Here is a 25,448-nt window from a genome sequence, read left to right as displayed (position 1 = left end):
CTCCTGTGGGGCAGACGGATAGCGGAGCGTCAGTGTGCGGCGATCGCGGCGTCGGCTGTCGCCGAGTCGCGTTCGGATGCCTCGACCATGCCGCCGGTCGCGGGGGTCCGTCCGTGCCGCATCAGCGCCGAGATGAGAATCCCGACGAGGCCGACGGCGCCGGCGACGAGGAAGCCGTTCGTGAGGGCGGTGTCCGAGTAGAGGACCGCATGGGTCTTCGGGTTCACCGAGGCAACGTGGTGTGACATCACCACGCCGGTGAGGGTGACCGCGATCGCGGAGGTGAGCTGCATGCTCACGCCGGCGATGGCGGTGCCGACCCCGCTGTTCTCGGCGGGAAGCGAGTCCTGGACGAGGTTGGCGTTGGACGAGTGCAGGAACCCGACCGCGAATCCGGCGATCGCGCTGAGAATGGCGACCTGCCACTGCAGCGTGAAGAGCTGCGCACCGAGCACCATCACCCCGACGAACAGGGTGGCGGACGCAAGCAGGACGTGCCGGGCGCCGAATCGTTTGGCCAGCCAGCCACCGAAGGGGCCGGCGGCCATCGCCATGATGCCGAGGGGGCACGTCCACAGCGCGTACTGGGTGGCCGAGAGCCCGGCGCCGTAGGTGATTCCCGGAAGGCCCGCCGGGGTCTGCAGCAGCGTCGGCATCAGCATGGAGTGCGCGTTCATCATGTAGCCGACGCACGCCACCGCGAGGATGGTCAGGCCGAACCGGCGGCCGAACAGGATGCGAAGGTCGATCAGCGGGTGCGGCGCGACGCGCTGCCAGGCCACGAAGCCGGCCAGCATCAGTGCGCCGACCGCGAACAGCGTGATCGTCCGTGTCGACCCCCATCCCCAGCCTGCTCCCTTGGTGATCGTGAGCAGCAGGATGGCGACGCCGGGCCCGAGCAGGGCGGTGCCGAGGTAGTCGACGGGGCGATCGGCGCGGGTGGGGCTCTCGGGAACGACGAGCCAGTAGACGGGAATCAGGATGCCGAGGTAGATCGCCATGAACCAGAAGATGCCCGCGAATCCGAAGCCGTCGATCAGCCAGCCCGCGATGAACGGTCCGGCGACCGCGGACATGCCGATCCCGGTCGCCACCATGCCCAGTGCGATCGGCACGAAATCGCGCGGCATGATCTCCCGCACCAGGCTGTAGGACAGGGCGACGATTCCGACGAGCACCCCCTGCATGGCCCGGCCGGCCAGGAGCACGGTGAACGAGGTCGACAGCGCACAGACCACACTGCCCAGGACGAAGACGGCTCCGAGGCACAGGATGATCCGCTTCTTGCCCCACTTGTCGGAGGCCTTGCCGATCAACGGCATCAGGGTTGCTCCGGTGAGGGTCACGATGGAGACCACCCAGGCGATGTTCAGTGTCTGGTACGCCGGCGCCATGTGCGGCATGGCGGGATAGACCATCAGGATCTCGAAGGTGGCGATCTCCGAGAAGAGAATGATCACCGCGAGCACGGCGAACAGTCGGCTTCTCGGCACGGGGCCGTGTGCTGGATTCAGATCGAGCGCCATCGTGGTCCTTTGCTTGAGGGATACGAATCAATGGGTGGCCGGCCCCTGCGCGGGAGGTGCGTCGGGGGAGGGTCGGAGGTCCGTGAACGAGGCGGCGAGTGGGCGCCGAGCCTGGAGAAGTGACGGTAGTCACCTTGTTGCGGGGTGCAATGTCGGTCCCACTCACCGGGAGTTGCGCCCGGCTCGTGTGAGGGTTGTCCTCGGTTGTGGTTCGAATAGTGCAGTCGCGGAAAGGGATAGAACAATTAAGGCAGTGTCTTGACTGATAAGTCAATGACTTATATCGTCTCCGGCATGGCTGCTTCCGATGATGCGAAGTCCGCGATGATCGAGGTGGCGGAGCGAATGTTCGCCGACCGTGGCATCGACGGGGTGTCCATGCGCGACGTGGCGGCAGCAGCCGGTCAGCGCAACAACTCCGCCGTGCAGTACCACTTCGGCGGCCGGGACGGGCTGTTGATCGAGGTCTTCCGGTACCGGATGACCGAGATCAATCAGGCTCGCCACGAATATCTCGCGGAAATCGACGGGCAGGGCCGGGGGGAGGACCTTCGCTCGCTGGTGGAGGCCGGAATCCGGCCGCTCACAGACTTTCTCGGCGCAGCACCCGACGGCAGCCACTATGCACGATTCATCGCCAGGGTGTCGCCGTCCGTGGACTTCGCGGGCGGCGCCCTGAACGAGATCAGGGACGCCAACAGCGAGGTTGTGGTCCGGCTCGTGCGCGCGCTCGGGCACCTGTCGCGGCGCACGGCCCACGAGCGGGTCGACCTGATGTACAACATGGTCGTCTCCGCCCTCGCCGTCTACGAACAGCGGCGCGCCGAGGGGCTTCCGGTCGTACAGGCCACCTTCGACGAAACGGTCGACCATCTGATCGACATGGCAGTCGGATCCCTCGAAGCCGCGGACTCCAAGGCCGGCCGCCGGCGGCGGGCCCCGGCCACCCGATGACATCTACCTGAAAGGCCAGACATGAGTATGTCGACGTCCTCGCGGACAGTTGAGATTGGTGATCACGCAATCGAATTCGGGCCAAGAGGTATGCGCAGGAATCCCGACGGATTCGACCCGGCACCGTACCGGGCGATAGATCTGCGGCCCGTGACGCCGTTCATCGGAGCCGAGGTCCGCGGAGTGGATCTGAGAGATCCCGGCGACGAGGTGATTGCCGAACTGCGGACCGCGCTGCTGGAGTGGAAGGTGCTGTTCTTCCGGGGGCAGGACATCACCGGCGAGCAGCACCGAGACTTCGCCCAGCACTGGGGGGAGCTCGAGGTGCATCCGCTGCTGCCGCAGGGCGAGGTCCCTTCGGTGGTCCGGTTCGAGCGTGGCGAGGACAGTCCCGGCACCGAGAACATCTGGCACGTCGACGTGACGTGGCAGCAGCGTCCCCCGCTCGGGTCGGTGCTGCGGGCGATCGATGTTCCGCCGGCCGGTGGAGACACCCTCTGGTCCGACATGGGCAACGCCTACGACTGCCTGTCCGACGAGGTCAAGGCCAGGATCGACGGGCTCGACGCGGTCCACGACTTCATGCCGTCGTTCGGACGGTCGATGTCGCCGGAACAACAGGCCCGGATGCAGGAGCAGTACCCGCCGGTGCGGCACTCGATCGTCCGGATCCATCCGGAGACCGGACGCAAGACGCTGTTCGTCAACAGCTTGTTCACCACGCACATCCCGGACCTGGATCGGGTCGAGGGGGCGCGACTTCTGCAGCACCTGTTCGACCAGGCCAAGGTCCCCGATTTCCAGTGCCGGTTCCATTGGGAGCCGAATTCGATTGCATTCTGGGACAATCGGGCGACCCAGCACTACGCCGCCAGTGACTACTTTCCGCACCGGCGGGTGATGGAACGCGTCGCCATCCTCGGCGATGTCCCTCGCTGACGCCGTGCCCGCAGGGGTCGACACCCGCGGCGACGGTCCGGCCGCGCCGCATCGATGGCGGCCGCAGGCGCTGAGAGATGGGGTCGATCCCGATCCTCGGTTCACTCTCGCGAACGAGCGCACCTTTCTCGCCTGGATGCGCACAGCGATGGGGCTGATCGCCGGTGCGGTCGGCTTCGAGGCATTCGGGCCGGAAACGGTAAGCAGTACAGTGCATCTCGCTCTCGTTCTGGGGATGCTTGCCGGCGCTGCGACGCTGTCGGTGTTCGCGTTCGCGCGCTGGCTCGGCGTCGAGAATGCACTGCGGCACGGTCGTGGCCTACCGGTGCCTGCACTCGGTGCGCTGCTGGTGGTGCTGGTCGGCGGGATCGCGCTGGTATTGCTCGTGGCGCTGGCGGTTCGATGAGCGTCGCCCCTGGGGTGCGGGCCGATCCCGGTTTGCAGCCCGAGCGAACCGCGCTGTCCTGGGTGCGGACGGCGGCCGCCCTTGCCGCTCTGGCCGTGCTCGTCGTCAGGTGCTTGCCGGGGCCCGGTTGGGCGTCGGCTGCCGTCGGCGGGGTGGCGCTGCTCGGTGCACTGGTGCTGCTCGGCACCGCGCGCGGACGGCACCAACGGTCGTGCGAGGACTTCGAGATGGACTGCGCACCTCCGCAGTGGGGGTGGAACGTACTGCTGCTCGGCGCCGTGCTGGTCCCGGCGGCCGCGGGTGCCGTGATCGTCGCGGCGGCCGCGGCGTGAGTGCCGCAGTCCAGCGGCGCGTGGCAGGTCCGGTCACCGCTGCGGTTCGGGATTCCGCTCGGCGGCGGTGCTCGGGTCGGTGTCGACGCCCCGGTCGAGTCCGCGCAGGAAGGTCAGGATTCCCGCGGTGAGTACGGACACGCTCTCGGGAGTGCCGGGCCTCGGCCCGATGAACGCGCCTGCGCCGACGACCCGGTCGAGCACGAACCCTTCGAGGAGTGCGATGAAGTTGGCGCTGTCCACCTCGGGTCGGGAGGAGCCGAGTTCGGCGACCATGCCGGCGGCCAGGGTCTTCGAGAAGATGCTCGACGTCAGCGCGATCTGGATTTCCTTGTCGTGCACCATTTCCAGGGTCAGTGCGTAGCGGGCCCGCAGATCCCGGGCGCGGGTGGCCAGCATGTGGTCGATCGCCGCCGCGATGTCGGAGGCGAGGACCGGAAGGTCCGGCAGGGTGGCCGTCCTCGTCGCGAGGAATCGGGCGAACTCGCGTCGAGATATCTCGTGGAGGTGCCCGACCGTGGCATAGAGCAGTTCCCGCTTGGTGCGAAAGTAGTACGACGTCGATCCGAGCGAGAGGTCCAGCCGCCGGTCCACCGCGCGGTGGGTCAGGGCACGGATGCCGTCGGACGCGACGATGTCCAGCGCGGCGTCCGCGATCAACTTCCGGCGGTCCTCCGTCGAGGTCATGTGTCTCCCTGCTCACGTCGGCTCTTCCGGCCTTGTTTTCGCCCACTCTACATTTGTAGAGTCCGGGCATGTCGCTCGCACCGGAGGAAGTGTTCGACGCCGCCGCCCGTCGAGGCGGGTTCGCCCTCGACCCGCACCAGCGGGCCGCCGCGGCGGTCCTGTCCGACCTGGACCCGCGCGGAGGGCGAGGGATCTACCTGTGGGGCCCGGTGGGACGGGGCAAGACCTGGATGATCGATGTACTGCGGGCGACGCTGTCGGGTGCGCGGACGCTGCGGGTGCACTTCCACGACTTCTTCGCCCGACTGCACGAGCTCGTCCACACCGAAGGCATCGCGCAGGCGCTGGACCGGATGACGGGCGGCTGCGAGGTGCTGTTCTTCGACGAGTTCCATGTCCACGACGTCGCGGACGGGGTCCTGCTCGCGCGCCTGCTGGACACCCTCGACGCGCGGGGAGTGGCGCTGGTGCTCACGTCCAACTATCCGCCGGACGGGCTGATGCCGAACCCACTGTTCCACGATGCATTCCTGCCGACGATCGATCGACTGCGCCGGAGGCTCACCGTGGTGAGCCTGGACGGAGGCCGGGACTACCGGGACGGATCCCGTGCCGAGGGAGGGGGATTCGCGTCTGGTGCGTATCGGGCGCGGGTGGCGGCAGGTGAGCTGCCTCCGGAAAGTGAGCGGGTCACCCTCGTTCCCTGTGGTCGGCCGGTGACGGCGATGGCGTGTCGGGACGGACTGGTCTGGTTCGACTTCGCGGATCTGTGTGAGGCGCCCACGGGCGCCGCGGACTACCTGAAACTCGTTGCCGATCATCGTCGCTGGGTCGTCAGCGGCGTTCCGGATATCGGTCAGGCGACCGAATTCGGGGTGGCGAGGTTCTGCACGCTGGTCGACGTCCTGTATGACGCCGATGTCGCGCTCACCGTCATCGGTGCGGACTGGCGATCGGGGCCGGCGGCGGGCCGGCCGGACCTCGACCGTGCCCGCAGCCGGCTTTCCCTTCTGCGTCAGCGAGCCTCCGCCGGGACCTCGTCCGGTCCCGTGGACGGTTCGCCTGCGGGAGTGCGCCGGCGGGTGATCGCCCACCCGAACAGTGCTGCGACGGGGAACATCACCACGCCGTAGACCGCCGCGGGCACCGCGATTCGGGTGCTGTCGAGCAAGCTGATCGCGATCGTGATCGCGAGCGTGCTGTTGTGGATACCGATCTCCATCGAACAGGCAACGGACTGGCGGTCGGTGACACCCGCCGCGCGGGGCACGAAGTATCCGATCGTGAGGCTGAGCAGACAGAAGATCAGCACCACGACACCCACGTCGGCGAGGTAGCCGCCGACGTTCTCGCGTTCGGCGATCACGGTGCCGACGATGACCAGTGCGAGCACCACGGCCGAACCGATCCGAACCGGGCGATCCATTCGGTCCGCGAACACGGGCCGGACCCGGCGAACCCACACCCCGGCCGCGACCGGCACCAGCACGATCGCGAAGATCTGCACCACCTTGGCGAACTGCAGTCCCAGCGCGCCACCTTCCGGCGGGTCGAAGTGGTCGATCGCGAGATTGGTGATCAGCGGCAGCGTCACCACCGCGATCACCGAATTCACCGCCGTGAGAGTCACATTGAGTGCGACGTCACCGCGGAACAGGTGGGAGAACAGATTCGCGGTGGTTCCGCCGGGAGAGGCTGCAAGCAGCATCATGCCCACCGCGAGCAGTGGCGGCAGGTCGAACAGGAGAACCAGGCCGAACGCGATCGCCGGCAGCACGACGAGCTGACACGCGAGGGCGATCGCGACCGCCTTCGGGTGCCGCGCGACCCGGGCGAAGTCGGCGACGGTCAGTGACAGTCCCAGACCGAACATGATGATCGCCAATGCGATCGGCAGGGCGGTGGTCGACAGTGCGGAGTCCATGGCAGCCCCATCGTGGTCGGCGGGCGGTCGGGGTGCTCAACATATCGACCGTGGTGGCCGTCGTGCGGAGAAATCAGACAATTCGGAGCAAGGTGGGTGGAGGTGTACCGCTGGCCGAGATTGTCGCGCGCCGACGGCCACCCACGGGGTAGTGATGGAGTGAACCCGACTAGGAGGAGGACGACATGGGTGACTTCGACGGCAAGGTCGCACTGGTCACGGGCGGTGCCCGGGGACAGGGGCGGTCGCACGCGGTGGCCTTCGCGGAGCAGGGCGCGGACATCGTGATCTGTGACCGCTGCGAGAACAGCGAGGCGGTCTTCTATCCGCTCGCCACCGAGGAGGACCTCGCCGAGACGGCCCGGCTGGTCGAGGCGGCCGGACGGCGCTGCATCGCGGTCAAGGCGGACACCGCCGACCGCCAGGCCATGGACGCCCTGGTGGCGCGCGCCGAGGCCGAATTCGGTCGCGTCGACATCGCCGTCGCCAACGCCGGTGTGTCCGTTGCCGCGCCGGTCCAGTCCATGACCTCGGCGCAGTGGAACGAGACCATCTCGAGCAATCTCACCGGTGTCTTCAACACCGTCGGCGCCGTGGCACCCGGAATGATCGCGCGCGGGTACGGCCGGATCGTCACGATCTCGTCGATGCTCGGGCGTGCGGGCAACACGAACATGGCGGCCTACGCCGCATCGAAGTGGGGCGTGATCGGTCTGACCAAGAGCGCGGCGCTCGACCTCGCCCAGAACGGCATCACCGTCAACGCGATCGCCCCCGGCAACATCTCGACGCCGATGATCCACAACGCCGCGCTCTACTCGATGATGCGTCCCGACCTGGAGACCCCGACGCGCGACGACGTCGCGCCGGTGTTCCAGTCCCTGCACGCGCAGCCGGTGCCGTGGCTCGAACCGGAGGAGATCACCCGCGCCGTCCTCTTCTTCGCCGCCGAGGCCAGCGCGCACATCAGCGGCACCGTGCTTCCGATCGACGCAGGCAACGCCGCTCGCGTCACCGGGTGAGCGTCACCCGGAACCACACCGCCGGACCGGCCGTCGTATCGGCGGCCCCCGGCAGCGGCGTGCGACAGCGACTGATCGTCGCGGTGCTGAGCCTCACCGGCGTGGTCGTCGCGCTCCAGCAGACGCTGGTCGTGCCGATCCTGCCGGACTTCAGCGTGGCACTGGGGGTTTCCCAGACGACGGCATCCTGGTTGGTGACCGCCACCCTGCTCACCGGAGCGGTCGCCACACCGTTGATCGGACGGCTGGCGGACCTGACCGGCAAGCGCGCGATGATGCTGCTGTGCCTGGCGGTCATGGTCTGCGGTTCGGTGATCGCGGCCCTCGGGCAGGTGTTCGCCGTCGTGGTGGTCGGCCGGGTGATGCAGGGGTTCGCGATCGCCCTGCTCCCGGTGGGGGTCGGGTTGATGCGCGACATCCTCGAGCCGGAGCGGCTGGGCGCGGCGGTCGGGTTGATGAGCGGCACCATGGGCATCGGCAGCATGCTCGGCATGCCGATGGCCGGGGTGATCTACGCCCATCTCGGTCTGCCCGCCCTGTTCTGGGTGACCGGCGCCGTCGGCCTGCTGATGGCGGTGCTGCTGATCGTAGTGGTCCCCGAGTCGCCGGTGCGGGCGCGCGGCCGCTTCGACCTGGTCGGCGCGGTGGTCCTCACGGGCGCGCTCACCGCGGTGCTGCTCGCGATTTCCAAGGGGGGTCAGTGGGGGTGGGGTAGTCGGGCCACCGTCGGATGCGCGGTGGGCGGAGTGCTGTTGATGGCGCTGTGGGTGCGGCTGCAGTTGCGCAGCAGTGACCCGCTCGTCGACCTGCGGACAGCGATGCTGCGACCGGTGCTGATCGCCAACGTGTGTGGGGTACTGCTCGGCTTCGCGATGTTCCTCAGCGCTTACACAGCGACGCAGGAACTGCAGGCGCCGGTCGAAAGCGGTTACGGGCCCGGCCTGTCCGAGGCGGCCGCCGGTCTGGCGATGGTCCCGGGTGGTCTGCTGATGGTGGTGCTCGCGCCGCTGTCCTCGCGGATGACCCGCAGCCGCGGCGCACGGGTGACCCTCTCGACCGGTGCGGCGATCATCGCCGTCGGCTACGTTCTGCGCGCGGTCGGCGGATCCGGGGTCCCGGTGGTGGTGACCAGTGCCGCGATGATCTCCAGCGGCGTCGCGATGGCGCTGGCCGCGATGCCGGTTATGATCACGACCGCGGTGTCGGTCGACCAGACGGCCACTGCCAATGCGGTCAACGCGCTGATGAGGTCGATCGGGACGTCCTCGGCGGCCGCGGTCGGCGCGGCGGTGCTGGCCGCATCGACGATCACCGTGGCCGGGGTGACGGTGCCGACGCTGTCGGCGTTCACCACGATGTACTGGGTCGGCGCCGCGGTGGCGGCCGCGGCCATTGTTGTCACACTGCTGCCACTGAGCGGTGAACGCGAAGGACCGTGAACGCGAAGAAGGTCCGGTGCCGACGGCACCGGACCTTCCTCGCGTTGGGTCACCGCGGCGGGGCGGGCACTGACGACCCCGCCGCGGGAGATCTCACGGCAGCAGCTGATCCATGAAGGTGTTGCTGTAGACCTTGTGCGGATCGAACTCGTTGAACACCGCGACCGCGGTGTCCCAGTTGTCGCCCGAGGGCAGGCCGTCGCGGTAGCTCTGCGGCAGGGCGCCGCTGATGATGCCGCCGTCGGTGTACGGCTTCTCCGGTCCGAACGCCCAGCCCTTCGACCACTCCGGGCGGAAGGTGTAGTCGTCACCGGAGTAGTGCGAGCGCATCCACTGCTCCATCTCGCGGTAGAACGCGAACATGCCGGGGGTGCCGGGAACGCCGAGCACGTTCAGCCAGATCGCGGTGTCCCACTCCGGGTGGTCCGGCCGCGGACGCATCGCCGAGATGGTGGGCGCGCCCGCCGACTGCACCACGACGTCGTCCGGCTGGTCGAGGCCGCAGCAGCGGATCTCGACGGGCCCGTTGAGCGGGTACTGGCCTTTCGCCTTGTAGAACTCGATGCGCCCGTTGAACCACTCGGCGAAGTCGTGGATGACCTGGCCGATCTTGTCGCGGCTCGTGATGACGGCGCCGCCGCCCTCGGTCAGCCGCAGCGTGGTGGCCTTGATGTAGAACTGGATGTCCTTCGACCAGCCCCAGATGTCCGACGAGTTGGTCGCGGCGAGGCCGGCGACGGTGGTCGCGTACATGGTCTGGCCGAACAGGGGAGCGATACCCGGTGCGCCGCTGTTCATCTTGCCGAGCAGGTCGGTGATCGTCTCGGGCAGGTTGTCCGAGAACGGGTAGTTGTACGGGCCGGTGACCTCCTTCGCGCCGGAGGGCTTGTTCGGCGACACGGACCACACCTTGAGCCACGGCTTCTCGGTGAAGGGGTACCAGATCGCCTCGACGCCACCGTTGGACTCGACGTAGCTCTGGAACGTGCGGCCCGACGCGCCCTTGGCGCCGAACAGTTCCTGCCACTTGATGTCGGTGATGCTCTGGCAACGCATCCGGAAGTTCGGGCCGGCCTGCATGGTGACCGAGGTGATGAAGGTGCGGCCGAGGGCGGTCAGCAGCGGCCGGATCTTCGGGTCGTTGCGCGAGAAGGAACGCTCGGCGTACTCGGTGCCGTTCCACACCACGGCGGTCAGCGAGGTGACGAGGTTCGACAGGGAGCCGTAGGTGTGACCGGGCTGCGCGCTCTGACCGGCGGCGGGCAGAGCAGCGCCGTGCGCGTCGACCGCGAGGCAGCCCGCGATGGTCAGGACGCCGGGTGCGGGCAGGTTCGCCCAGCCGAGTCCCTTGTCCTGCAGCGCCGAGGTGATGGCGTCGAGGGTGGCGCCGGGGCCGGCGGTCACGGTCGCGGGGGAACCGGCCGCGTTGACGACGACACCGTTGAGGTGCTTGGTGGTGTCGACGAGGATGACCTTGTCGACGGACGCGCCGTCGACGACGGTCAGCGGCGTCCAGCCGTGCATGGCGCCGCGGGGACGCAGGGTGTATCCGTTCGCGTGCGCCCAATTGGTCAGGCGGACAACGTCACCGGAGTTCTTCGGGCTCGCGGTCCAGACCGAGTCCAGCATGATCTCCTTGGACCAGTTCTGGTAGGCCTGCTGCGCGAGATCGATGTCGGTGGGGAAGTTCGGGGGTGCGGGCAGGGTGGCGCCGCCACCGGCCGACCCCGAACCGGAGCCGGAGCCGAGGGACCCGGTGTCGAGCGGGAGGGCGTAGACGGGTGTCCACCCGCCCATTGCGGTCACCGCGAGGGCGCCGGCCCCCGCGGTGAGGAAGCCGCGCCGGGAAAACCCGGTGTTGCTGTCCGATTTCGACATGCGTAACTCCAGACGTGTTGCAAAGGGGGGAGGGGGAAATCTGGGTGTCGAGCTGAGTTGGTCGAGTGTCCAGGATCTTAGGCGAGGGTGAGGATCACGTCAGCCAATGCGGGAGAATTCTCGCGCTCGGGGACGGAGGCGGAGATCAGCAGCCGTCCCGGTTCCTCCCAGATCCGGACGAGAAGCGTCTCGCCGGGGTAGACGACACCCGCGAACCGGGCCTTGTAGCCCTTCACTCGGGTCGTGTCGGCGTCCAGTGCGGTGTCGACCGCAGCCTTGCAGACGATGCCGTAGGTGCACAGACCGTGCAGGATCGGAGCGGGAAAGCCTGCACCGCTGGCAAATTCGGGATCGGAGTGCAGTGGGTTCCGGTCGCCGCACATCCGGTACAGCAGGGCCTGCTGCGGCAGGGTGGGCACCTCGACCTCGTGCTCCGGGGTGCGGTCCGGCAACTCGACGGACTCGGAGGGGCCCCGTTCCCCGCCGAATCCGCCCTCGCCGCGGGCGAAGATGGACGACCGCGCCGTCCACAGCGGATTGCCCTCGGTGTCGGTGGTGATCGACTCCTGCACGACCACCGCTGCCTTGCCCTTGTCCCACACCTCGGCGATCCGCGTGGTGGTGCGGCCGCTGCCCTGCGCCGGAATCGGCTGGTGCACTGTCACTTCCTGGCTGCCGTGGACGACCTTCGCCAGGTCGATCTCGACGCCGGGGAACGAGACCCGCGGGGCCTCGGTGGCGTGGATGCTCGCGACCACCGTGGCGAAGGTGGGCAACACCTGCGGCTTCGCGTCGTCGAGGTAGCGCAACTCCCGCTGGTCGAGCGGGCGCGCACCCGCGCCGATGCCGAGGTGGTAGAGCTGGACGTCCGAGGCGGTCCAGGTGAAGTCGACGGCGGGCAGCGTGGCGCCGACGGCGACCTTGGGATCGATGGGCAAGGCGGGTCCTTCTCAGTTCGAAGTGGCTGCGGCGGAATCGGGTTCGGCGGTCTTCGCGCGCTTGGCGATGTCGAGCGCGGCGAGGTATCCGAAGGTGATCGCGGGTCCGATGGTGGCGCCGGGGCCGGCGTAGGTGTGACCCATCACGGGCGCGCTGGTGTTGCCCGCCGCGTAGAGGTTCTCGATCGTCGACCCGTCCTCGCGCTGGACGCGACCGTTGACGTCGGTGACGAGGCCACCCTTGGTGCCGAGGTCGCCGGGAACGATCTTGGCCGCGTAGAACGGGCCCTGCACCAGCGCGGCCAGGCACGGGTTCGGCTTGACGGTCGGGTCGCCGTAGTACTTGTCGTAGGCGCTGTCACCGCGGTGGAAGTCCTCGTCCACGCCGGTCGCGGCGAACCCGTTGAAGCGCTCCACGGTCGCGGCAAGATTCGCTTCGGGCACACCGAGTTTCGCGGCGAGATCGGCCAGCGTCGGCGCGCTGACGATGTTGTCGTTCTCCATCCAGCGGGACGGGATCTTCTGTCCCGGCTGGAGTGCGGCGAACATGTAGTTGTTGCGGTAGCGCTGGTCGAAGACGAGCCACGCCGGGATGTTCTCGCCCGGACCCTCGCCCTCGCCGTAGGTGCCGCCGTACATGGTGTGCACCGCCTCGACGTAGGGGGCGGACTCGTTGCCGAACCGCTTGCCCTCGGCGTTGACGATGATGCAGCCGGGAAGATTGCGCTCGGCGAGGCAGAACCACGGCTTGCCGCTCTTGAAGATCGTCGGGCCCCACCACGCGTCGGCCATCACGTCCAGGGCGCCGCCGAGGTCGCGGCCGGCGCGGATGCCGTCGCCGGTGTTCGCCGGGGCGCCGGTGGTCCACTCGGTGGTGATCGGCTGACGCTGGTACTGCGCGCGCATCTCCGCGTTGTGCTCGAAGCCTCCCGTGCCCAGGACGACGCCGTGGCGGGCGATGTACTCGACCTCCTCGCCCTTGTGTGTCGCGCGCACGCCGATCACGCGGTCGTTCTCGACGATCAGGCCGGTGAGCGGCGTCTCCAGGAGAACGGGGACCTTCGCGTCCTGCAGGCCCTTGCGGATGGCGGCGGCGAGAGCCTGGCCCATGCCGAGCAGGTGCTTGCCGGTGACGCGGGCCCAGGTGGCGCGGATGCCGACACGCATAGCGCGGGTCATGCCGACGCGGGGCTGGCGCTTCATCATGTTCAGCTTGACGAAGTCCGCCTGGGTGACGACGAAGTTGAGCGGAGCCTTGCTGTAGGGCGGCTCGAGGTTGAAACGTTCGGCGCCGAGTACCTTCGCGTTGAAAGGCGCCGGCTCACAGGAGCGTCCGGAGGACAGGCCGCCGGGGGCCTCGGGGTAGTAGTCCGAGTAGCCGGGAACCCACTTCATCTTCAGCGGGCTGTGGTCGAGGACGAAGTCGAACGCCTCGGCACCGCGATCGATGTAGGTGTCGATCTTCTCCTTCGGCGCCGCGGTGCCGATGATCGAGTGCAGGTACTTGCGCGCCTCCTCGCGGTCGTCCGGCCGGCCGGCGGCGAGAAGCGCCTTGTTGCCGGGGATCCAGACGCCACCGCCGGAGCGGGCCGTCGAACCGCCCCAGTGGGCGGCCTTCTCGAGAAGGACCACGCTCAGCCCTTGGTGGGCGGCGGTCAGGGCGGCGGTCATGCCGGCAGCGCCGCTGCCGACGACGACGATGTCGTATTCCTGCTTGCTCATGTAGAACACGTTATAGAATGATGTGGCGCTAGGTCCATGCTTTCTGCCAGGAAGTATCCCCGGACGGCGGCGAACTGCTTGGACGCAAATGGCAACACGTTCAGTTTCAGCGGAGGGCGGTGCTCGTGTCCTGGGATCTTTCAGCCGACGTGGTGGTGGTCGGCACCGGTGTGGCGGGTGCGTCGGCCGCTGTCGAAGCACTGGACGCGGGCGCCGAGGTCGTCGCGGTGGACCGGTTCGCCGGCGGCGGGACGAGCACCATCTCCGGTGGCATCTTCTATGCCGGTGGCGGGACGTCGGTGCAGCGCCAGGCGGGGGTGGAGGACACCGTCGAGGCCATGTTCGCGTACCTGACGCGCGAGGTCGGTGACGCCGTCCGGCCCGAGACGCTGCGCCGGTTCTGCGCGGACAGTCCCGCGACGATCGAATGGCTGATGAGCAACGGGGTCCCCTTCGAGGGGTCGCTGTGCCCGTACAAGACGTCGTACCCCACGGATCGGCACTACCTGTACTACTCCGGGAGCGAGGCCGCAGGCGGATTCCGAGACGTCGCGCCGCCCGCTCCGCGCGGACACCGGGCAAAGGGCCGCGGCACCTCCGGGAAGATGCTCTACCGGCCGCTGATCGAGTCCGCACTGACCAAGGGACTACGTCTTCAGCAGCAAACGCGTGCGGTTCGGCTGCTCACGGACGACAATGGCGCCGTGGTCGGCGTGGAGTGTCTGAGCCTGCGCGACGCACCCGCGAGGGTGCGAACCCGGCACGCGCGGCTGTCCTCGCTGTCGGCCAAGCCGGGGATCTACTACCCGCCGATGCGGCGGCGGCTGGACAAGCTCGTCGAACGCATCGAGGCCCGCTACGCGCGCCCGATCCGCATCGAGGCCCGGTCGGGCGTCATCCTCAGCGCCGGCGGATTCATCGGCAACCGCGCGATGGTCGCCGAGCACGCACCCCGCTACCTCGGTGGGCTCCCGCTCGGCACCTCCGCCGACGACGGCAGCGGCATCGCCTTGGGTGCCTCGGCGGGCGGCGCCACCGACAAGCTTTCGCACATCTCGGCATGGCGATTCATCGTGCCGCCCCCGGCCTTCCTGGGATCGATCCTGGTCGACCGGCAGGGCAACCGGATGGTCGACGAGTCCCGCTACGGCGCGGCCCTCGGGCACGCGATGATCGCCGAGCGGGAGGGCCACGGCTGGCTGGTCGCCGACGCGGACCTGGTCGCCGAGGCGCGGTCGCAAATGGGCACCCACACGAACTGGTTCCAGCGGATCCAGGCCGAGACCATGATGCGGCTGGACGGAACCACGGCCGCCACCCTCGACGAGGTCGCCGCCAGGGTCGGCATCGACCCGGCCGGGCTGGCGGCGACCGTCGCGGCGCACAACGACGCCATCGACAGCGGCGGACCCGACCCGATGGGCAAGCCCGACGACTTCCGCCGTCCGGTGCGCACCGGTCCCTTCTCGCTGTTCGACGTCTCGCTGAAGAAGAGCCTGACCAACCCGCTGCCGATGATCACGCTGGGGGGTCTGGTCGTCGACGAGGACTCCGGCGAGGTCCTGGGGGAGGGCGGGGCCCCGATCGAGGGTCTGTACGCGGCCGGTCGGACCGCCGTCGGAATCTGCTCGAACTCCTACGTCAGCGGCCTCTCGCTCGCCGACGCCGTGTTCTCCGGCCGGCGCGCCGCAGTCCATGCCACCCAGCGGACCCAGGCGGGTCCCGACCCCGTCCCGCTGGTGAGTTAGCCAGCGCCCGAGGCCGCACCGAGTCCGACTCCGCAGCCGAAAGGAACCGCACATGCTCTGCACCGAGTTGCGTGACGAACTCGCGGGCGGTGCGGACCCGAGGGTTCGTGCACCCGCGCCGCCGACGTCCGGGCCGGGAGATCGGCGCCATGCCGGTTTCTCCGGGCTCGGGTCCGTATCCCCGCGGTTCGAGTAGGAGGAATCCATGGCTCACGCACGACGGTCGGAGAACAGGGCAAGCGTGGCAATCGTCGGGTCGGGCAACATCGGCACCGACCTGCTGTACAAACTGCGGCGGTCCGAGTGGCTCGAGCCGCGCTGGATGATCGGCATCGACCCGGCCAGCGAGGGCCTGGCCCGGGCCGCCGCGATGGGCCTCGAGACCTCCGCGGAGGGGATCGACCGGCTGCTCGCCCGGCCCGAGAAACCGGACCTGGTGTTCGAGGCGACCTCCGCCCACGTGCACCGCGACGCGGCCCCGAGATACCGGGCCGCCGGCATCCGCGCCATCGACCTCACTCCGGCCGCGGTCGGACCGGCGGTGGTGCCGCCCGCGAATCTGCACGAGCACCTCGACGCGCCGAACGTCAACCTGATCACCTGCGGCGGGCAGGCGACCATCCCGATCGTCCACGCGGTGTCGCGGGTCGTTGACGTGCCGTACGCCGAGATCGTCGCGTCGGTCGCGTCCGTCTCGGCGGGCCCGGGCACCCGCGCCAACATCGACGAGTTCACCAAGACCACCAGCCGCGGCGTGGAGGTGATCGGAGGCGCGCGCAAGGGCAAGGCGATCATCATCCTGAACCCGGCCGATCCGCCGATGATCATGCGCGACACCATCTTCTGCGCGATCCCTGAGGATGCGGACCGCGACGCGATCGCCGACTCGATCCACCGGATGGTCGCCGACATCGCGCAGTACGTGCCCGGCTATCGGCTGCTCAACGATCCGCAGTTCGACGAGCCGAGCGTGATGTCCGGTGGGCACGCGAAGGTGACCACCTTCGTGGAGGTCGAGGGCGCCGGGGACTTCCTGCCGCCGTATGCGGGCAACCTCGACATCATGACCGCGGCGGCGACCAGGGTGGGCGAGGAGATCGCCCGGAAGCTTCTCAGCGTGAAGGCGTGAGCGAGATGACTCTCATCGACAGCGCAGTACATTTCGACCCCTCGTGGGACGTCCGGGTCACGGACACCTCACTGCGGGACGGCTCGCACCACAAGCGGCACCAGTTCACCGGCGAGGAGGTGCGCGCGATCGTCGGCGCCCTCGACCACGCCGGTGTCCCGGTCATCGAGGTGACGCACGGCGACGGGCTCGGTGGCTCGTCGTTCAACTACGGCTTCTCGAGGACCCCGGAGCAGGAACTGATCAAGATCGCGGTGGACACCGCGACTCAGGCGAAGATCGCGTTCCTGATGCTGCCCGGCGTCGGCGTCAAGGAGGACATCGTCGAGGCCCAGGACAACGGCGCCTCGATCTGCCGGATCGCCACCCACTGCACCGAGGCGGACGTGGCCGTCCAACACTTCGGTCTCGCGAGGGAGCGGGGGCTCGAGACCGTCGGATTCCTGATGATGGCGCACACGATTGCGCCGGAGAAGCTGGCGGAACAGGCCCGGATCATGGCCGACGCCGGCTGCCAGTGCGTGTACGTCGTCGACTCCGCGGGCGCACTGGTGCTCGAACAGGTCGCCGAGCGGGTCGAGGCCCTCGCGGCAGAGCTCGGACCCGACGCGCAGGTGGGCTTTCACGGGCACGAGAACCTCGGCCTCGGTGTCGCGAATTCCGTTGCGGCGGTGCGGGCGGGGGCGCGGCAGATCGACGGCAGCACCCGCCGGTTCGGCGCCGGTGCCGGCAACGCGCCGGTCGAGGCGTTCGTCGGGGTGTGCGACAAGATCGGCGTCAAGACCGGCATCGACTTCTTCGCGATCGCGGACGCCGCCGAGGACGTCGTCCGACCGGTGATGCCGGCCGAGTGCCTGCTGGACAGGCAGGCCCTGATGATGGGCTATGCGGGCGTGTACTCGAGCTTCCTCAAGCACGCGGAGCGGCAGGCCGAGCGGTACGGGGTCTCCGCCGCGGAGATGCTCGTCCGCGCAGGCAAGCGCAAACTCGTCGGCGGCCAGGAGGACCAGCTGATCGACATCGCGCTGGAACTGCAGCGCGAGCAGGCCGGGGCCTGATCTTCGACCCGGATCACTTCCGCTCGAGGAGGTACTTTCGTGACGGCCGCCCAGTCGCCGAAGTCGGCCGAACCGAACAGGACCAATTCGCCCACGAAATCGCGGGCGCCGTCGGCGCACCGGCCACCGCAGCCGCCGGGACGAGGAAGGGGCGTGCATCCATCCGGATGCACGCCCCTTCCTGCTTCTCGACTTACTCCGACTGCGTGTCGCGGACCTCGACGATGCCCTCCATGACGGCGTGATTGATGCTTGCCATCAGGCGTGGGCACGTCTGCCGCGAGCCGGGGCGGGCGCCCGACCCGGCGAACTCGGGACAGACCGTCGCCGGGTCGGCCTGCCACTGGATGCTGGTGTGGTTGTAGCTGTTCTTACGGACCAGCACGCAGGTGTGGCAGGTCCGGCACTCCACCTCCTGCAGGCCGTCGTCGAGGTAGGTCTGCAGGTCGACGGCGGTCTGTGCGCGGACGGCCTCGACCCGGGCCGGGCTGTCGGCGAAGTCCGGGGCCTTGGACCAGGTCGAGGTCATCGTCAGACGCCTGTCTTGCTGTCGGCTTCGGCGGCGGCCTTCTCCGCGGCCTGGCGGGCGAGGTTCTCGTCCACCTCGCGCTGCCACGCCTCCACCGCCTTGGTGGTGTCGATCTCGAACTCAAAGCGCTGCGTCGCCTTCTCGTCGATGTCGGCGACGTCGACGTAGAACTGCTCGTACCAGCGGCGCAGCTGGTAGACCGGGCCGTCCTCCTCGCACAGCAGCGGATTCTCGATCTTGGTCTTGTTCTTCCAGATCTCGACGTCCTGCTCGAAGCCCATCGTCACGCCCTCGGTGAACTTGCGCGCGAGCTTGTTGGTCGTCGCTTCGTCCAGGCCCTTCGGCTTCTCCACGCTGACGCCGTACATCAGCATGAACGAGTCCTGCGTGATCGGGTAGTGGCAGTTGATCAGGACGCTTTCGACCTTGTATCCGCTGTAGTCGTTGTGCAGCCAGTTGATCATGTACGAGGGGCCGAAGTACGACGCCTCGGAGTCGAGGACGGACTCGCCGTACTGCGTGCCCATGTTCCCGACGTCGGGGCGTCCGTGGTTCTGCAGGTACTGGGACGCGACGTGGCCCTCGAAGACGTTCTTGAAGTACTTCGGGAACCCGAAGTGGACGTAGAAGAAGTGCGCCATGTCCACGACGTTGTCGACGATCTCGCGGCAGTTGGAGCCCTTGACCTCGAGGCGGTGCCACTCCCAGTCGGTCCAGTCATCGGTCAGAACCTGCGGCAGTTCCGGAATCGTGACCTCGTCCGGCGGCGGGTTGCCCTCGGGGTCGTGCCAGACGAACAGCTGCTTGTTCCGCTGCAGTGTGGTCCACGAGCGGGTGCGCGCGAGCGGCGGAACCCGTCGGGCGTAGGGGATGTCGGTGCACTTGCCGTTGCCGCCCCAGCGCCAGTCGTGGAACGGGCAGGCGACCGAGTCGCCCTTGACGGTGCCCTGGCTCAGGTCGCCGCCCATGTGCCGGCAGTACGCGTCGAGCACGTTGAGCTTGCCCTCGCTGTCGGCGAAGACGACGAGCTTGGTGCCGAACGCCTCCACCGCGTGCGGCTTGCCGTCCAGGAACTCGCGCTCGAGGCCGATGCAGTGCCAGCCACGGGCGAACCGCGTCGGCGTGGTTCCGACGTCGATTTCACGAACCTTGCGGTTGGCGGGCGCGCCGCTCGTTTGCGTCATCTGTGCCCTCACATCCCTTCGTCTCCGTTACTAGAACACGTTATAGAAGTCGGGAGAGTTTCGCCAGATTTCGAGCCGAGTTGTTCCTGTCGTAGCGGCCTGACCTGCTGTGCTCGCCGCCCCTCGACACAAATGGGAACGTGTTCTAGTCTCAGGGGCGAGCGCACCACCGAACACGCAAGAGCGCAAGAAGCCGGATCGACAGACCGTCAGATCGACAGACATAGGGAGCGACCAGTGAGTGAGCACGACAGCCACGTGGTGATGGAGAAGCTGAACGAGCTACTGCCGACCTTCCGCGAGCGTGCCCAGGAGACCGAGGACCTGCGTCGCATCCCGGACGACTCGATCAAGGCCCTGCAGGAGGTCGGCTTCTTCAAGCTTCTCCAGCCGAAGCAGTGGGGCGGGTTCGAGGCGGATCCGGTCACCTTCTACACGGCGGTCCGCAACATCGCGAGCGCCTGCGGCTCCACCGGGTGGGTCGCCGGCATCATCGGGGTTCACAACTGGCATCTCGCGCTGTTCGATCAGCAGGCGCAGGAGGACGTCTGGGGCAAGGACACCGACGTCCGGATCTCCTCGTCCTACGCGCCGATGGGCGCGGGTGAGGTCGTCGACGGTGGCTACAAGGTCAACGGCGCGTGGGCGTGGTCGTCGGGTTCCGACCACGCGACCTGGGTCGTCGTCGGTGGTCCCGTGATCAAGGACGGCCGCCCCGTCGACTTCGGCAGCTTCCTCATCCCGCGCGAGGACTACGAGATCGACGACGTGTGGAATGTCGTCGGCCTGCGCGGCACCGGCTCGAACACGGTCGTCGTCAAGGACGTCTTCGTGCCGCGGCACCGGTTCCTGAGCTTCAAGGCGATGAGTGACCTCGCCGCGCCGGGACTGCAGCAGAACACCGCTCCGGTCTACAAGATGCCTTGGGGCACAATCCATCCCACCACCATCTCCACTCCGATCGTCGGCATGGCGTACGGCGCCTACGACGCGCACGTCGAGCACCAGGGCAAGCGGGTGCGTGCGGCCTACGCGGGGGAGAAGGCCAAGGACGATCCGTTCGCCAAGATCCGGATCGCCCAGGCGTCCAGCGACATCGACGCCGCCTGGCGCCAGCTGTCCGGCAACGTCGCCGACGAGTACGCGCATCTCGTTGCGGGCGAAGAGGTGCCGATGGAGCTGCGGCTGCGGGCGCGCCGTGACCAGGTGCGTGCCACCGGCCGCGCGATCGCCTCGATCGACCTGCTCTTCGAGAACTCGGGTGCCACCGCGCTCGCGAACGGTACTCCGATCCAGCGCTTCTGGCGCGACGCCCATGCGGGCCGGGTGCATGCGGCCAACGACGCCGAGCGCGCGTACGTGATGTTCGGTGGCGCCGAGTTCGGCCTGCCGCTGACCGACACGATGGTCTAGGGGGAATCACACATGACGGCAACCGAAGAACTCACGTACGAATCGACCTCCCGCTTCGCGCAGGTCCGACCGGACCTGAAGCTGCACTACCACGAGGCCGGCGTCGGCAACGGCCCGACGATCGTGCTGCTGCACGGTGGCGGCCCGGGCGCCTCCTCCTGGTCGAACTTCTCCAAGAACATCCCCGTCCTCGCCGAGCGCTTCCACGTGCTCGCCGTCGACCAGCCGGGCTACGGCAAGTCCGACAAGCCCACCGAACACCCGCAGTACTTCGTGCACAGTTCCTCGGCACTGAAGGACCTGCTCGACACCATCGGCATCACCGATCGCGTTCACCTGCTCGGCAATTCGCTCGGCGGCGGTGCGGCAGTGCGGTTCGCGCTCGACTACCCGGACCGGGCCGGCCGGCTCGTGCTCATGGGCCCGGGTGGCCTGAGCGTCAACCTCTTCGCACCCGACCCGACCGAAGGTGTGAAGAACCTCGGTAAGTTCAGCTACCAGCCGACCCGTGAGAACCTCGAGGCGTTCCTCCGGATCATGGTGTTCGACCAGTCGCTGGTCACCCCGGAACTGGTCGAGGAGCGGTTCGCCGCGGCGAGCACCCCGGAATCCCTGGCCGCGGCGAAGGCGATGGGCAAGTCCTTCTCCAGCGGCGAGTTCGAAAAGGGCATGCTCTGGCGCGAGGCGTACAAGCTGCGCCAGCGCGTGCTGCTGATCTGGGGCCGCGAGGACCGGGTCAACCCGCTCGACGGCGCCCTCGTGGCGCTGAAGATGATCCCCCGCGCGCAGCTGCACGTGTTCGGCGGCTGCGGGCACTGGGCGCAGCTCGAGAAGTTCGACGAATTCAACCGTCTTGCAACCGACTTCCTTCTCGATGGAGGCAACTGATGAGCATCCGTTCCCTCGCGTACCTGCGCATCGAGGCGACCGACATGGCCGCCTGGCGTGATTACGGGCTCAAGGTGCTCGGGATGGTCGAGGGCAAGGGTTCCGACCCCGAGGCCCTGTACCTGCGCATGGACGACTACCCGGCCCGCCTGGTCATCGTCCCCGGCGAGCGCGACGGCCTCTACGCGGCAGGCTGGGAGTGCGCGAACGCAGAAGGGCTGCAGGAGATCCGCGAACGTCTGGCCAAGGCCGACTGGGAGTTCGAGGAGGGCACCAAGGAGGAGGCGGCCGAACGCAACGTCGTCGAGTTCATCAAGTGCAAGGACGCCTCGGGGTCGCGGCTGGAGATCTTCCACACCATCGCACTGCAGCACCGGCGCATCGTGAGCCCGTACGGTCACAAGTTCGTGACCGGTGAGCAGGGACTCGGGCACGTGGTGCTCGCGACCAAGGACGACGAGGCGGACCTGCAGTTCTACCGTGACGTGCTCGGGTTCAAACTGCGCGACTCGATGCGCCTGCCCCCGCAGGTGGTCGGGCGCCCGGCGGACGGCGACCCGGCATGGCTGCGCTTCCTCGGCTGCAACCCGCGGCACCACAGCCTGGCGTTCGCTCCGCTGCCGAACCCCAGCGGCATCGTGCACCTGATGGTCGAAGTGGAGAACTCCGACGACGTCGGCCTGTGCCTCGACCGCGCGCTGCGCAAGAAGGTCAAGATGTCCGCCAGCCTCGGCCGGCACGTCAACGACCTGATGCTCAGCTTCTACATGAAGACGCCCGGCGGCTTCGACGTCGAATTCGGTTGCGAAGGACTCGAGGTCGAGGACGACACCTGGATCGCGCGCGAGTCCACCGCGGTGAGCCTGTGGGGGCACGACTTCACGGTGGGATTCAAGTAATGAGCCCCGAGAAGGCGACGGTGCCCGACAGCGGCATCGACCCGCGCCAGTTCCGGACCGTCCTCGGTCAGTTCTGCACCGGCGTCACGATCATCACCACCGTAGACGGCGGCGCGCCGGTCGGGTTCGCGTGCCAGTCCTTCGCGGCACTGTCGCTGGACCCGCCCCTGGTGCTGTTCTGCCCGACGAAGGAGTCGCGGTCCTGGGCGGCGATCGAGCGGACCGGAAAGTTCTGCGTGAACGTCCTCGCCGAGGAGCAGCAGGAGGTGTGCGCACGCTTCGGGTCCCGTGAACCGGACAAGTTCGCGGGCATCGGCTGGACGGCCTCGCCGCTCGGGTCGCCGATCATCGACAACTCGCTCGCCCACATCGACTGCACCGTCGAGACCGTGCACGACGGTGGCGACCACTACGTCGTGTTCGGTCGGGTCGCGTCGATGAGCGAGGTCAAAACCGAACGGCCGCTGCTGTTCTACCGTGGTCAGTACACCGCCATCGAACCGGACAAGACCGTGCCGGCGCCCTGGCGCGACGACCTCGAGGCGTTCCTCACCACGACCACAGAGGACACCTGGCTCTAGGGCCACCGCATACCCGGAGGGGCGACAAGGGGCCCGTCCGCGCGACCTTCGCGCGGGCGGGCCCTTTTGGTGTTCACCGGTCACCCGTCGTACTCGACCTCGAGGGACTCGGTGCGGGGGAGTGCCTGACACGCCAGGATGTAGCCGTCGGCGAGGTCGTCCTCCTCGAGCACCCGGTTGTCGACCATCTCGACCCGGCCCGCGGTGAGCCGGCACTCGCACGCCGCGCAGACCCCTTCCGTGCAGGAGGATGGGACCACGATCCCGTTGGCGTCGAGCACCTGGAGTAGACGCTGATCGGCAGGCCAGGACAGAGTGTGCGTCTGGCCGCCCTTGCGCACCACCACGGTGGAGGCGGGTCCGTCCCCGGTGGCAGCCTGTGGCGGGGTGTGGTCGACGGCGAACGGGTCGGCTGCGAGGGAGGTGAACCGCTCGATGTGCAGCTTCTCCCGAGGAAACTCCATTTCCGTCAGGGCTTTTCGGGTGCAGTCCATGAACGGTTGCGGCCCGCACACGAAGACCTCGTCGAAAGCCCACGCGCGGAAGCGCTGAACCAATTGGTCGGTGGTGGGCAGCCCGTCGTCGGTCTCGATCCAGTGCTCGACCGTCAACCGCTCGGGATGACGTGCACACAGCTCGCGCAGTTCGGCGTCGAAGATCACCGAGCCCTCGTCGCGGTTGGCGTAGAACAGCACGATCTCACCCGTGCCGCGGCCGAGCACCGACTTGAGGATCGACATGATCGGGGTGACGCCGCTGCCGCCGGCGACGAGCAGGTAGCGAGCGTCGAGGCCGCGCGGGGTGAACACGCCCGACGGTTCGAGGACCTCGATCTCGGTACCCCGTCGGACGTTGTCGCACAACCAGTTCGACCCGAGGCCCCGGTCGACTCGTTTGACCGTGATCTTCAGGTCCTCGTCGAGGTCGGGTGCGCTGGCGAGCGAATAGCAGCGGGCCTGCGTCGTGCCGGGAATGCGCAGCGTCAGAAACTGCCCGGGCCGGTAGGCGAACCGCTCGCGCAGCGTGGCGTCGACCTCGAAGACCACGGATCGGGCGTCGCGGGTCTCCTCGATCACGTCGCTGACGCGGAGGCGGTGGATCGTCGGTGCGGGCATGGTCTCGGTGCTCCCCGTGCGTTTCGGCCGGCTTCCGGGTGAATGTCCCGTTCACCCGGACTGGACAGGTGTCTGGACTGTAGTCTGGCACGCGTTGGGAAGCAATGGTGCCGTGGGAGCGGACGCTGTGGGCCGACGGCCCGGGACACGAGGAGAGGTGGGAGATGACGACCGAAGTGGGGCGGCACCTGGCCGGACGCGGCGCGGTGGTGACGGGGTCGAGCAGGGGAATCGGACGGGCCGTGGCGCACGCCCTCGCGGCGCAGGGAGCCGGGGTGGTGGTCAATGGTCGCGATGCCGCGGTCGCGCAGCAGGTCGCCGACGAGATCCGGGCCGCGGGCGGCAACGCGGTCGCGGTCGCCGGGGCGGCGTCGTCCCGCGCGGTCGCGCAGGAGCTGGTCGACACCGCTCTGGGCGAGTTCGGAGACATCGACATCCTCGTCAACTGTGCCGGCGTCGCCGAGCCTCCCGGGTCGTCGATTCTCACCGTCACCGACGGCGAGTGGGACGCCCTGCTCGATGCGCACCTGACGTCCGCGTTCCGGACGTGCCGGCTGATCGCCCCGCTGATGGCCGAGCGCGGTTCCGGCACCATCGTCAACACGAGTTCGTTCGCCTACCTGGGCGACTACGGCGGCACCGGCTATCCGGCGGGCAAGGGGGCGGTCAACAGCCTGACCATGGCGATCGCCGCCGAACTCGCAGGCTCCGGGGTACGCGCAAACGTGGTCTGCCCGGGTGCGCGGACGCGCCTGTCGGAGGGCGAGGAGTACGAGCAGCACATCGAGGAGCTGCACCGGCGGGGGATGCTCGACGACGCGTCACGGTACGGTTCGCTCAACCCGGCACCGCCCGAGTACGTGGCCCAGCTGTACGCGTTCCTCGCCAGCGACCTCGCCAAGGGCGTCAGTGGTCGGATCTTCGTCGGTTCGGGCGGATTCGTCGGTCGCTTCGACCGCCCGACCCCGACGGTGCTGGCCTACCGCGACCACAACACCGAACCGCCGTGGGGGCTGGAGGAACTCGCGGGAATGCTCTAGGTCCGCTCCGCAGCGCGTGCGTGGTGTGCGAGTCCGGAGGCTCGCGCAACAAGCACCCCCGCCCCGGGGGGCGAAGGAGTAGGAATTGGGGGGGGTG

24 protein-coding genes are annotated in these 25,448 nt (G+C 68.4%); 15 read left to right on the top strand and 9 right to left on the bottom strand.

Translation table 11 applies throughout. The annotated features are described in order from the left end of the window. Positions 1–29: 29 nt before the first annotated feature. Positions 30–1,526: an MFS transporter gene (locus tag ACWDU4_RS02575; protein ID WP_450112278.1), complete on the bottom strand. Its 1,497-nt coding sequence runs from the start codon at positions 1,524–1,526 to the stop codon at positions 30–32. 294 nt (positions 1,527–1,820) lie between these two features. Here ACWDU4_RS02575 and ACWDU4_RS02570 point away from each other — a divergent pair, with 294 nt between their 5' ends. The 4 genes from ACWDU4_RS02570 to ACWDU4_RS02555 are packed head-to-tail and all read left to right on the top strand — an operon-like array spanning position 1,821 to position 4,157. Next, complete coding sequence (locus ACWDU4_RS02570; protein ID WP_450112277.1) at positions 1,821–2,480, top strand: TetR/AcrR family transcriptional regulator; 660 nt, start codon at positions 1,821–1,823, stop codon at positions 2,478–2,480. A gap of 21 nt (positions 2,481–2,501) precedes the next feature. Further along, the gene (locus tag ACWDU4_RS02565) at positions 2,502–3,419 is read left to right on the top strand and encodes a TauD/TfdA dioxygenase family protein (protein WP_450112276.1); all 918 of its coding nucleotides are present in this window, start codon (positions 2,502–2,504) and stop codon (positions 3,417–3,419) included. Further along, complete coding sequence (locus ACWDU4_RS02560; protein WP_450112275.1) at positions 3,406–3,825, top strand: YidH family protein; 420 nt, start codon at positions 3,406–3,408, stop codon at positions 3,823–3,825. Before ACWDU4_RS02565 ends, ACWDU4_RS02560 begins: the two co-directional genes overlap by 14 nt. Then, positions 3,822–4,157, top strand: a complete 336-nt coding sequence (locus tag ACWDU4_RS02555; protein ID WP_450112274.1) for a DUF202 domain-containing protein — start codon at positions 3,822–3,824, stop codon at positions 4,155–4,157. Before ACWDU4_RS02560 ends, ACWDU4_RS02555 begins: the two co-directional genes overlap by 4 nt. 33 nt (positions 4,158–4,190) lie before the next feature. On the opposite strand, the gene ACWDU4_RS02550 is transcribed toward ACWDU4_RS02555, so the two are convergent. Then, positions 4,191–4,844: a TetR/AcrR family transcriptional regulator gene (locus ACWDU4_RS02550; protein WP_450112273.1), complete on the bottom strand. Its 654-nt coding sequence runs from the start codon at positions 4,842–4,844 to the stop codon at positions 4,191–4,193. Between the two features lie 68 nt (positions 4,845–4,912). Between ACWDU4_RS02550 and zapE the strand changes: the two genes are divergently transcribed. After that, positions 4,913–5,977 carry a cell division protein ZapE gene (zapE, locus tag ACWDU4_RS02545; protein ID WP_450112272.1) on the top strand — a complete coding sequence of 355 codons (1,065 nt, stop codon included), beginning with the start codon at positions 4,913–4,915 and terminating at the stop codon, positions 5,975–5,977. Here zapE and ACWDU4_RS02540 read toward each other — a convergent pair. Further along, positions 5,860–6,768, bottom strand: a complete 909-nt coding sequence (locus tag ACWDU4_RS02540) for a bile acid:sodium symporter family protein (RefSeq protein WP_450112271.1) — start codon at positions 6,766–6,768, stop codon at positions 5,860–5,862. The two genes, zapE and ACWDU4_RS02540, sit on opposite strands and share 118 nt — an antisense overlap. Positions 6,769–6,953: 185 nt before the next feature. On the opposite strand from ACWDU4_RS02540, the gene ACWDU4_RS02535 reads away from it, so the two are divergent. Then, complete coding sequence (locus tag ACWDU4_RS02535; protein ID WP_450112270.1) at positions 6,954–7,790, top strand: mycofactocin-coupled SDR family oxidoreductase; 837 nt, start codon at positions 6,954–6,956, stop codon at positions 7,788–7,790. After that, on the top strand, positions 7,787–9,229 hold the full coding sequence (locus tag ACWDU4_RS02530) for an MFS transporter (protein ID WP_450112269.1): 1,443 nt from the start codon (positions 7,787–7,789) through the stop codon (positions 9,227–9,229). The genes ACWDU4_RS02535 and ACWDU4_RS02530 overlap by 4 nt, the downstream gene beginning before the upstream one ends. Positions 9,230–9,322: 93 nt before the next feature. Here ACWDU4_RS02530 and ACWDU4_RS02525 read toward each other — a convergent pair whose 3' ends face one another. The 3 genes from ACWDU4_RS02525 to kstD all read right to left on the bottom strand — a co-directional run bounded on the left by ACWDU4_RS02525 (position 9,323) and on the right by kstD (position 13,767). Continuing rightward, positions 9,323–11,107 (bottom strand): cholesterol oxidase substrate-binding domain-containing protein, encoded by a 1,785-nt coding sequence (locus ACWDU4_RS02525; RefSeq protein WP_450112268.1) that lies wholly within the window; start codon positions 11,105–11,107, stop codon positions 9,323–9,325. 77 nt (positions 11,108–11,184) lie between these two features. Continuing rightward, positions 11,185–12,045 (bottom strand): MaoC/PaaZ C-terminal domain-containing protein, encoded by an 861-nt coding sequence (locus ACWDU4_RS02520; RefSeq protein ID WP_450112267.1) that lies wholly within the window; start codon positions 12,043–12,045, stop codon positions 11,185–11,187. A 12-nt stretch (positions 12,046–12,057) separates the two neighbouring features. After that, a complete protein-coding gene (kstD, locus tag ACWDU4_RS02515; protein ID WP_450112266.1) occupies positions 12,058–13,767 on the bottom strand; it encodes a 3-oxosteroid 1-dehydrogenase in 1,710 nt (569 codons plus the stop codon). Positions 13,768–13,892: 125 nt separating this feature from the next. Here kstD and ACWDU4_RS02510 point away from each other — a divergent pair, with 125 nt between their 5' ends. The 3 genes from ACWDU4_RS02510 to dmpG all read left to right on the top strand — a co-directional run bounded on the left by ACWDU4_RS02510 (position 13,893) and on the right by dmpG (position 17,702). Next, on the top strand, positions 13,893–15,515 hold the full coding sequence (locus ACWDU4_RS02510; protein WP_450112265.1) for an FAD-binding protein: 1,623 nt from the start codon (positions 13,893–13,895) through the stop codon (positions 15,513–15,515). Between the two features lie 205 nt (positions 15,516–15,720). Beyond that, a complete protein-coding gene (locus tag ACWDU4_RS02505; RefSeq protein WP_450112264.1) occupies positions 15,721–16,644 on the top strand; it encodes an acetaldehyde dehydrogenase (acetylating) in 924 nt (307 codons plus the stop codon). Between the two features lie 5 nt (positions 16,645–16,649). After that, complete coding sequence (gene dmpG / locus ACWDU4_RS02500) at positions 16,650–17,702, top strand: 4-hydroxy-2-oxovalerate aldolase (RefSeq protein WP_450112457.1); 1,053 nt, start codon at positions 16,650–16,652, stop codon at positions 17,700–17,702. A 193-nt stretch (positions 17,703–17,895) separates the two neighbouring features. Here the strand turns inward: dmpG and ACWDU4_RS02495 are convergent, their stop codons facing one another. Together ACWDU4_RS02495 and ACWDU4_RS02490 are read right to left on the bottom strand one after the other, a co-directional pair. Then, positions 17,896–18,237, bottom strand: coding sequence for a hypothetical protein (locus ACWDU4_RS02495; protein ID WP_450112456.1), 342 nt, complete (start codon positions 18,235–18,237; stop codon positions 17,896–17,898). Next, complete coding sequence (locus ACWDU4_RS02490) at positions 18,234–19,415, bottom strand: Rieske 2Fe-2S domain-containing protein (RefSeq protein ID WP_450112263.1); 1,182 nt, start codon at positions 19,413–19,415, stop codon at positions 18,234–18,236. Before ACWDU4_RS02490 ends, ACWDU4_RS02495 begins: the two co-directional genes overlap by 4 nt. A 237-nt stretch (positions 19,416–19,652) precedes the next feature. Between ACWDU4_RS02490 and hsaA the strand changes: the two genes are divergently transcribed. From hsaA to hsaB, 4 genes are read left to right on the top strand one after another with little or no spacing between them, the layout of a single operon-like run. Further along, on the top strand, positions 19,653–20,828 hold the full coding sequence (gene hsaA / locus ACWDU4_RS02485; protein WP_450112262.1) for a 3-hydroxy-9,10-secoandrosta-1,3,5(10)-triene-9,17-dione monooxygenase oxygenase subunit: 1,176 nt from the start codon (positions 19,653–19,655) through the stop codon (positions 20,826–20,828). 12 nt (positions 20,829–20,840) lie between these two features. Then, complete coding sequence (gene hsaD / locus ACWDU4_RS02480) at positions 20,841–21,716, top strand: 4,5:9,10-diseco-3-hydroxy-5,9,17-trioxoandrosta-1(10),2-diene-4-oate hydrolase (protein ID WP_450112261.1); 876 nt, start codon at positions 20,841–20,843, stop codon at positions 21,714–21,716. Continuing rightward, positions 21,716–22,615 carry an iron-dependent extradiol dioxygenase HsaC gene (gene hsaC / locus ACWDU4_RS02475; RefSeq protein WP_450112260.1) on the top strand — a complete coding sequence of 300 codons (900 nt, stop codon included), beginning with the start codon at positions 21,716–21,718 and terminating at the stop codon, positions 22,613–22,615. The genes hsaD and hsaC overlap by 1 nt, the downstream gene beginning before the upstream one ends. Then, a complete protein-coding gene (hsaB, locus tag ACWDU4_RS02470; RefSeq protein ID WP_450112259.1) occupies positions 22,615–23,196 on the top strand; it encodes a 3-hydroxy-9,10-secoandrosta-1,3,5(10)-triene-9,17-dione monooxygenase reductase subunit in 582 nt (193 codons plus the stop codon). The genes hsaC and hsaB overlap by 1 nt, the downstream gene beginning before the upstream one ends. Before the next feature lie 80 nt (positions 23,197–23,276). Here the strand turns inward: hsaB and ACWDU4_RS02465 are convergent, their stop codons facing one another. Beyond that, entirely contained in the window at positions 23,277–24,311 is a 1,035-nt protein-coding gene (locus ACWDU4_RS02465; protein ID WP_450112258.1) for a 2Fe-2S iron-sulfur cluster-binding protein, read from the bottom strand. Between the two features lie 164 nt (positions 24,312–24,475). On the opposite strand from ACWDU4_RS02465, the gene ACWDU4_RS02460 reads away from it, so the two are divergent. Further along, positions 24,476–25,351, top strand: a complete 876-nt coding sequence (locus tag ACWDU4_RS02460) for an SDR family NAD(P)-dependent oxidoreductase (protein ID WP_450112257.1) — start codon at positions 24,476–24,478, stop codon at positions 25,349–25,351. The last annotated feature ends 97 nt before the right edge of the window (positions 25,352–25,448 follow it).

The sequence above is a fragment of the Rhodococcus sp. NPDC003348 genome (genome assembly GCF_053589375.1).
This window is presented reverse-complemented; position numbering and strand designations above follow the sequence as displayed.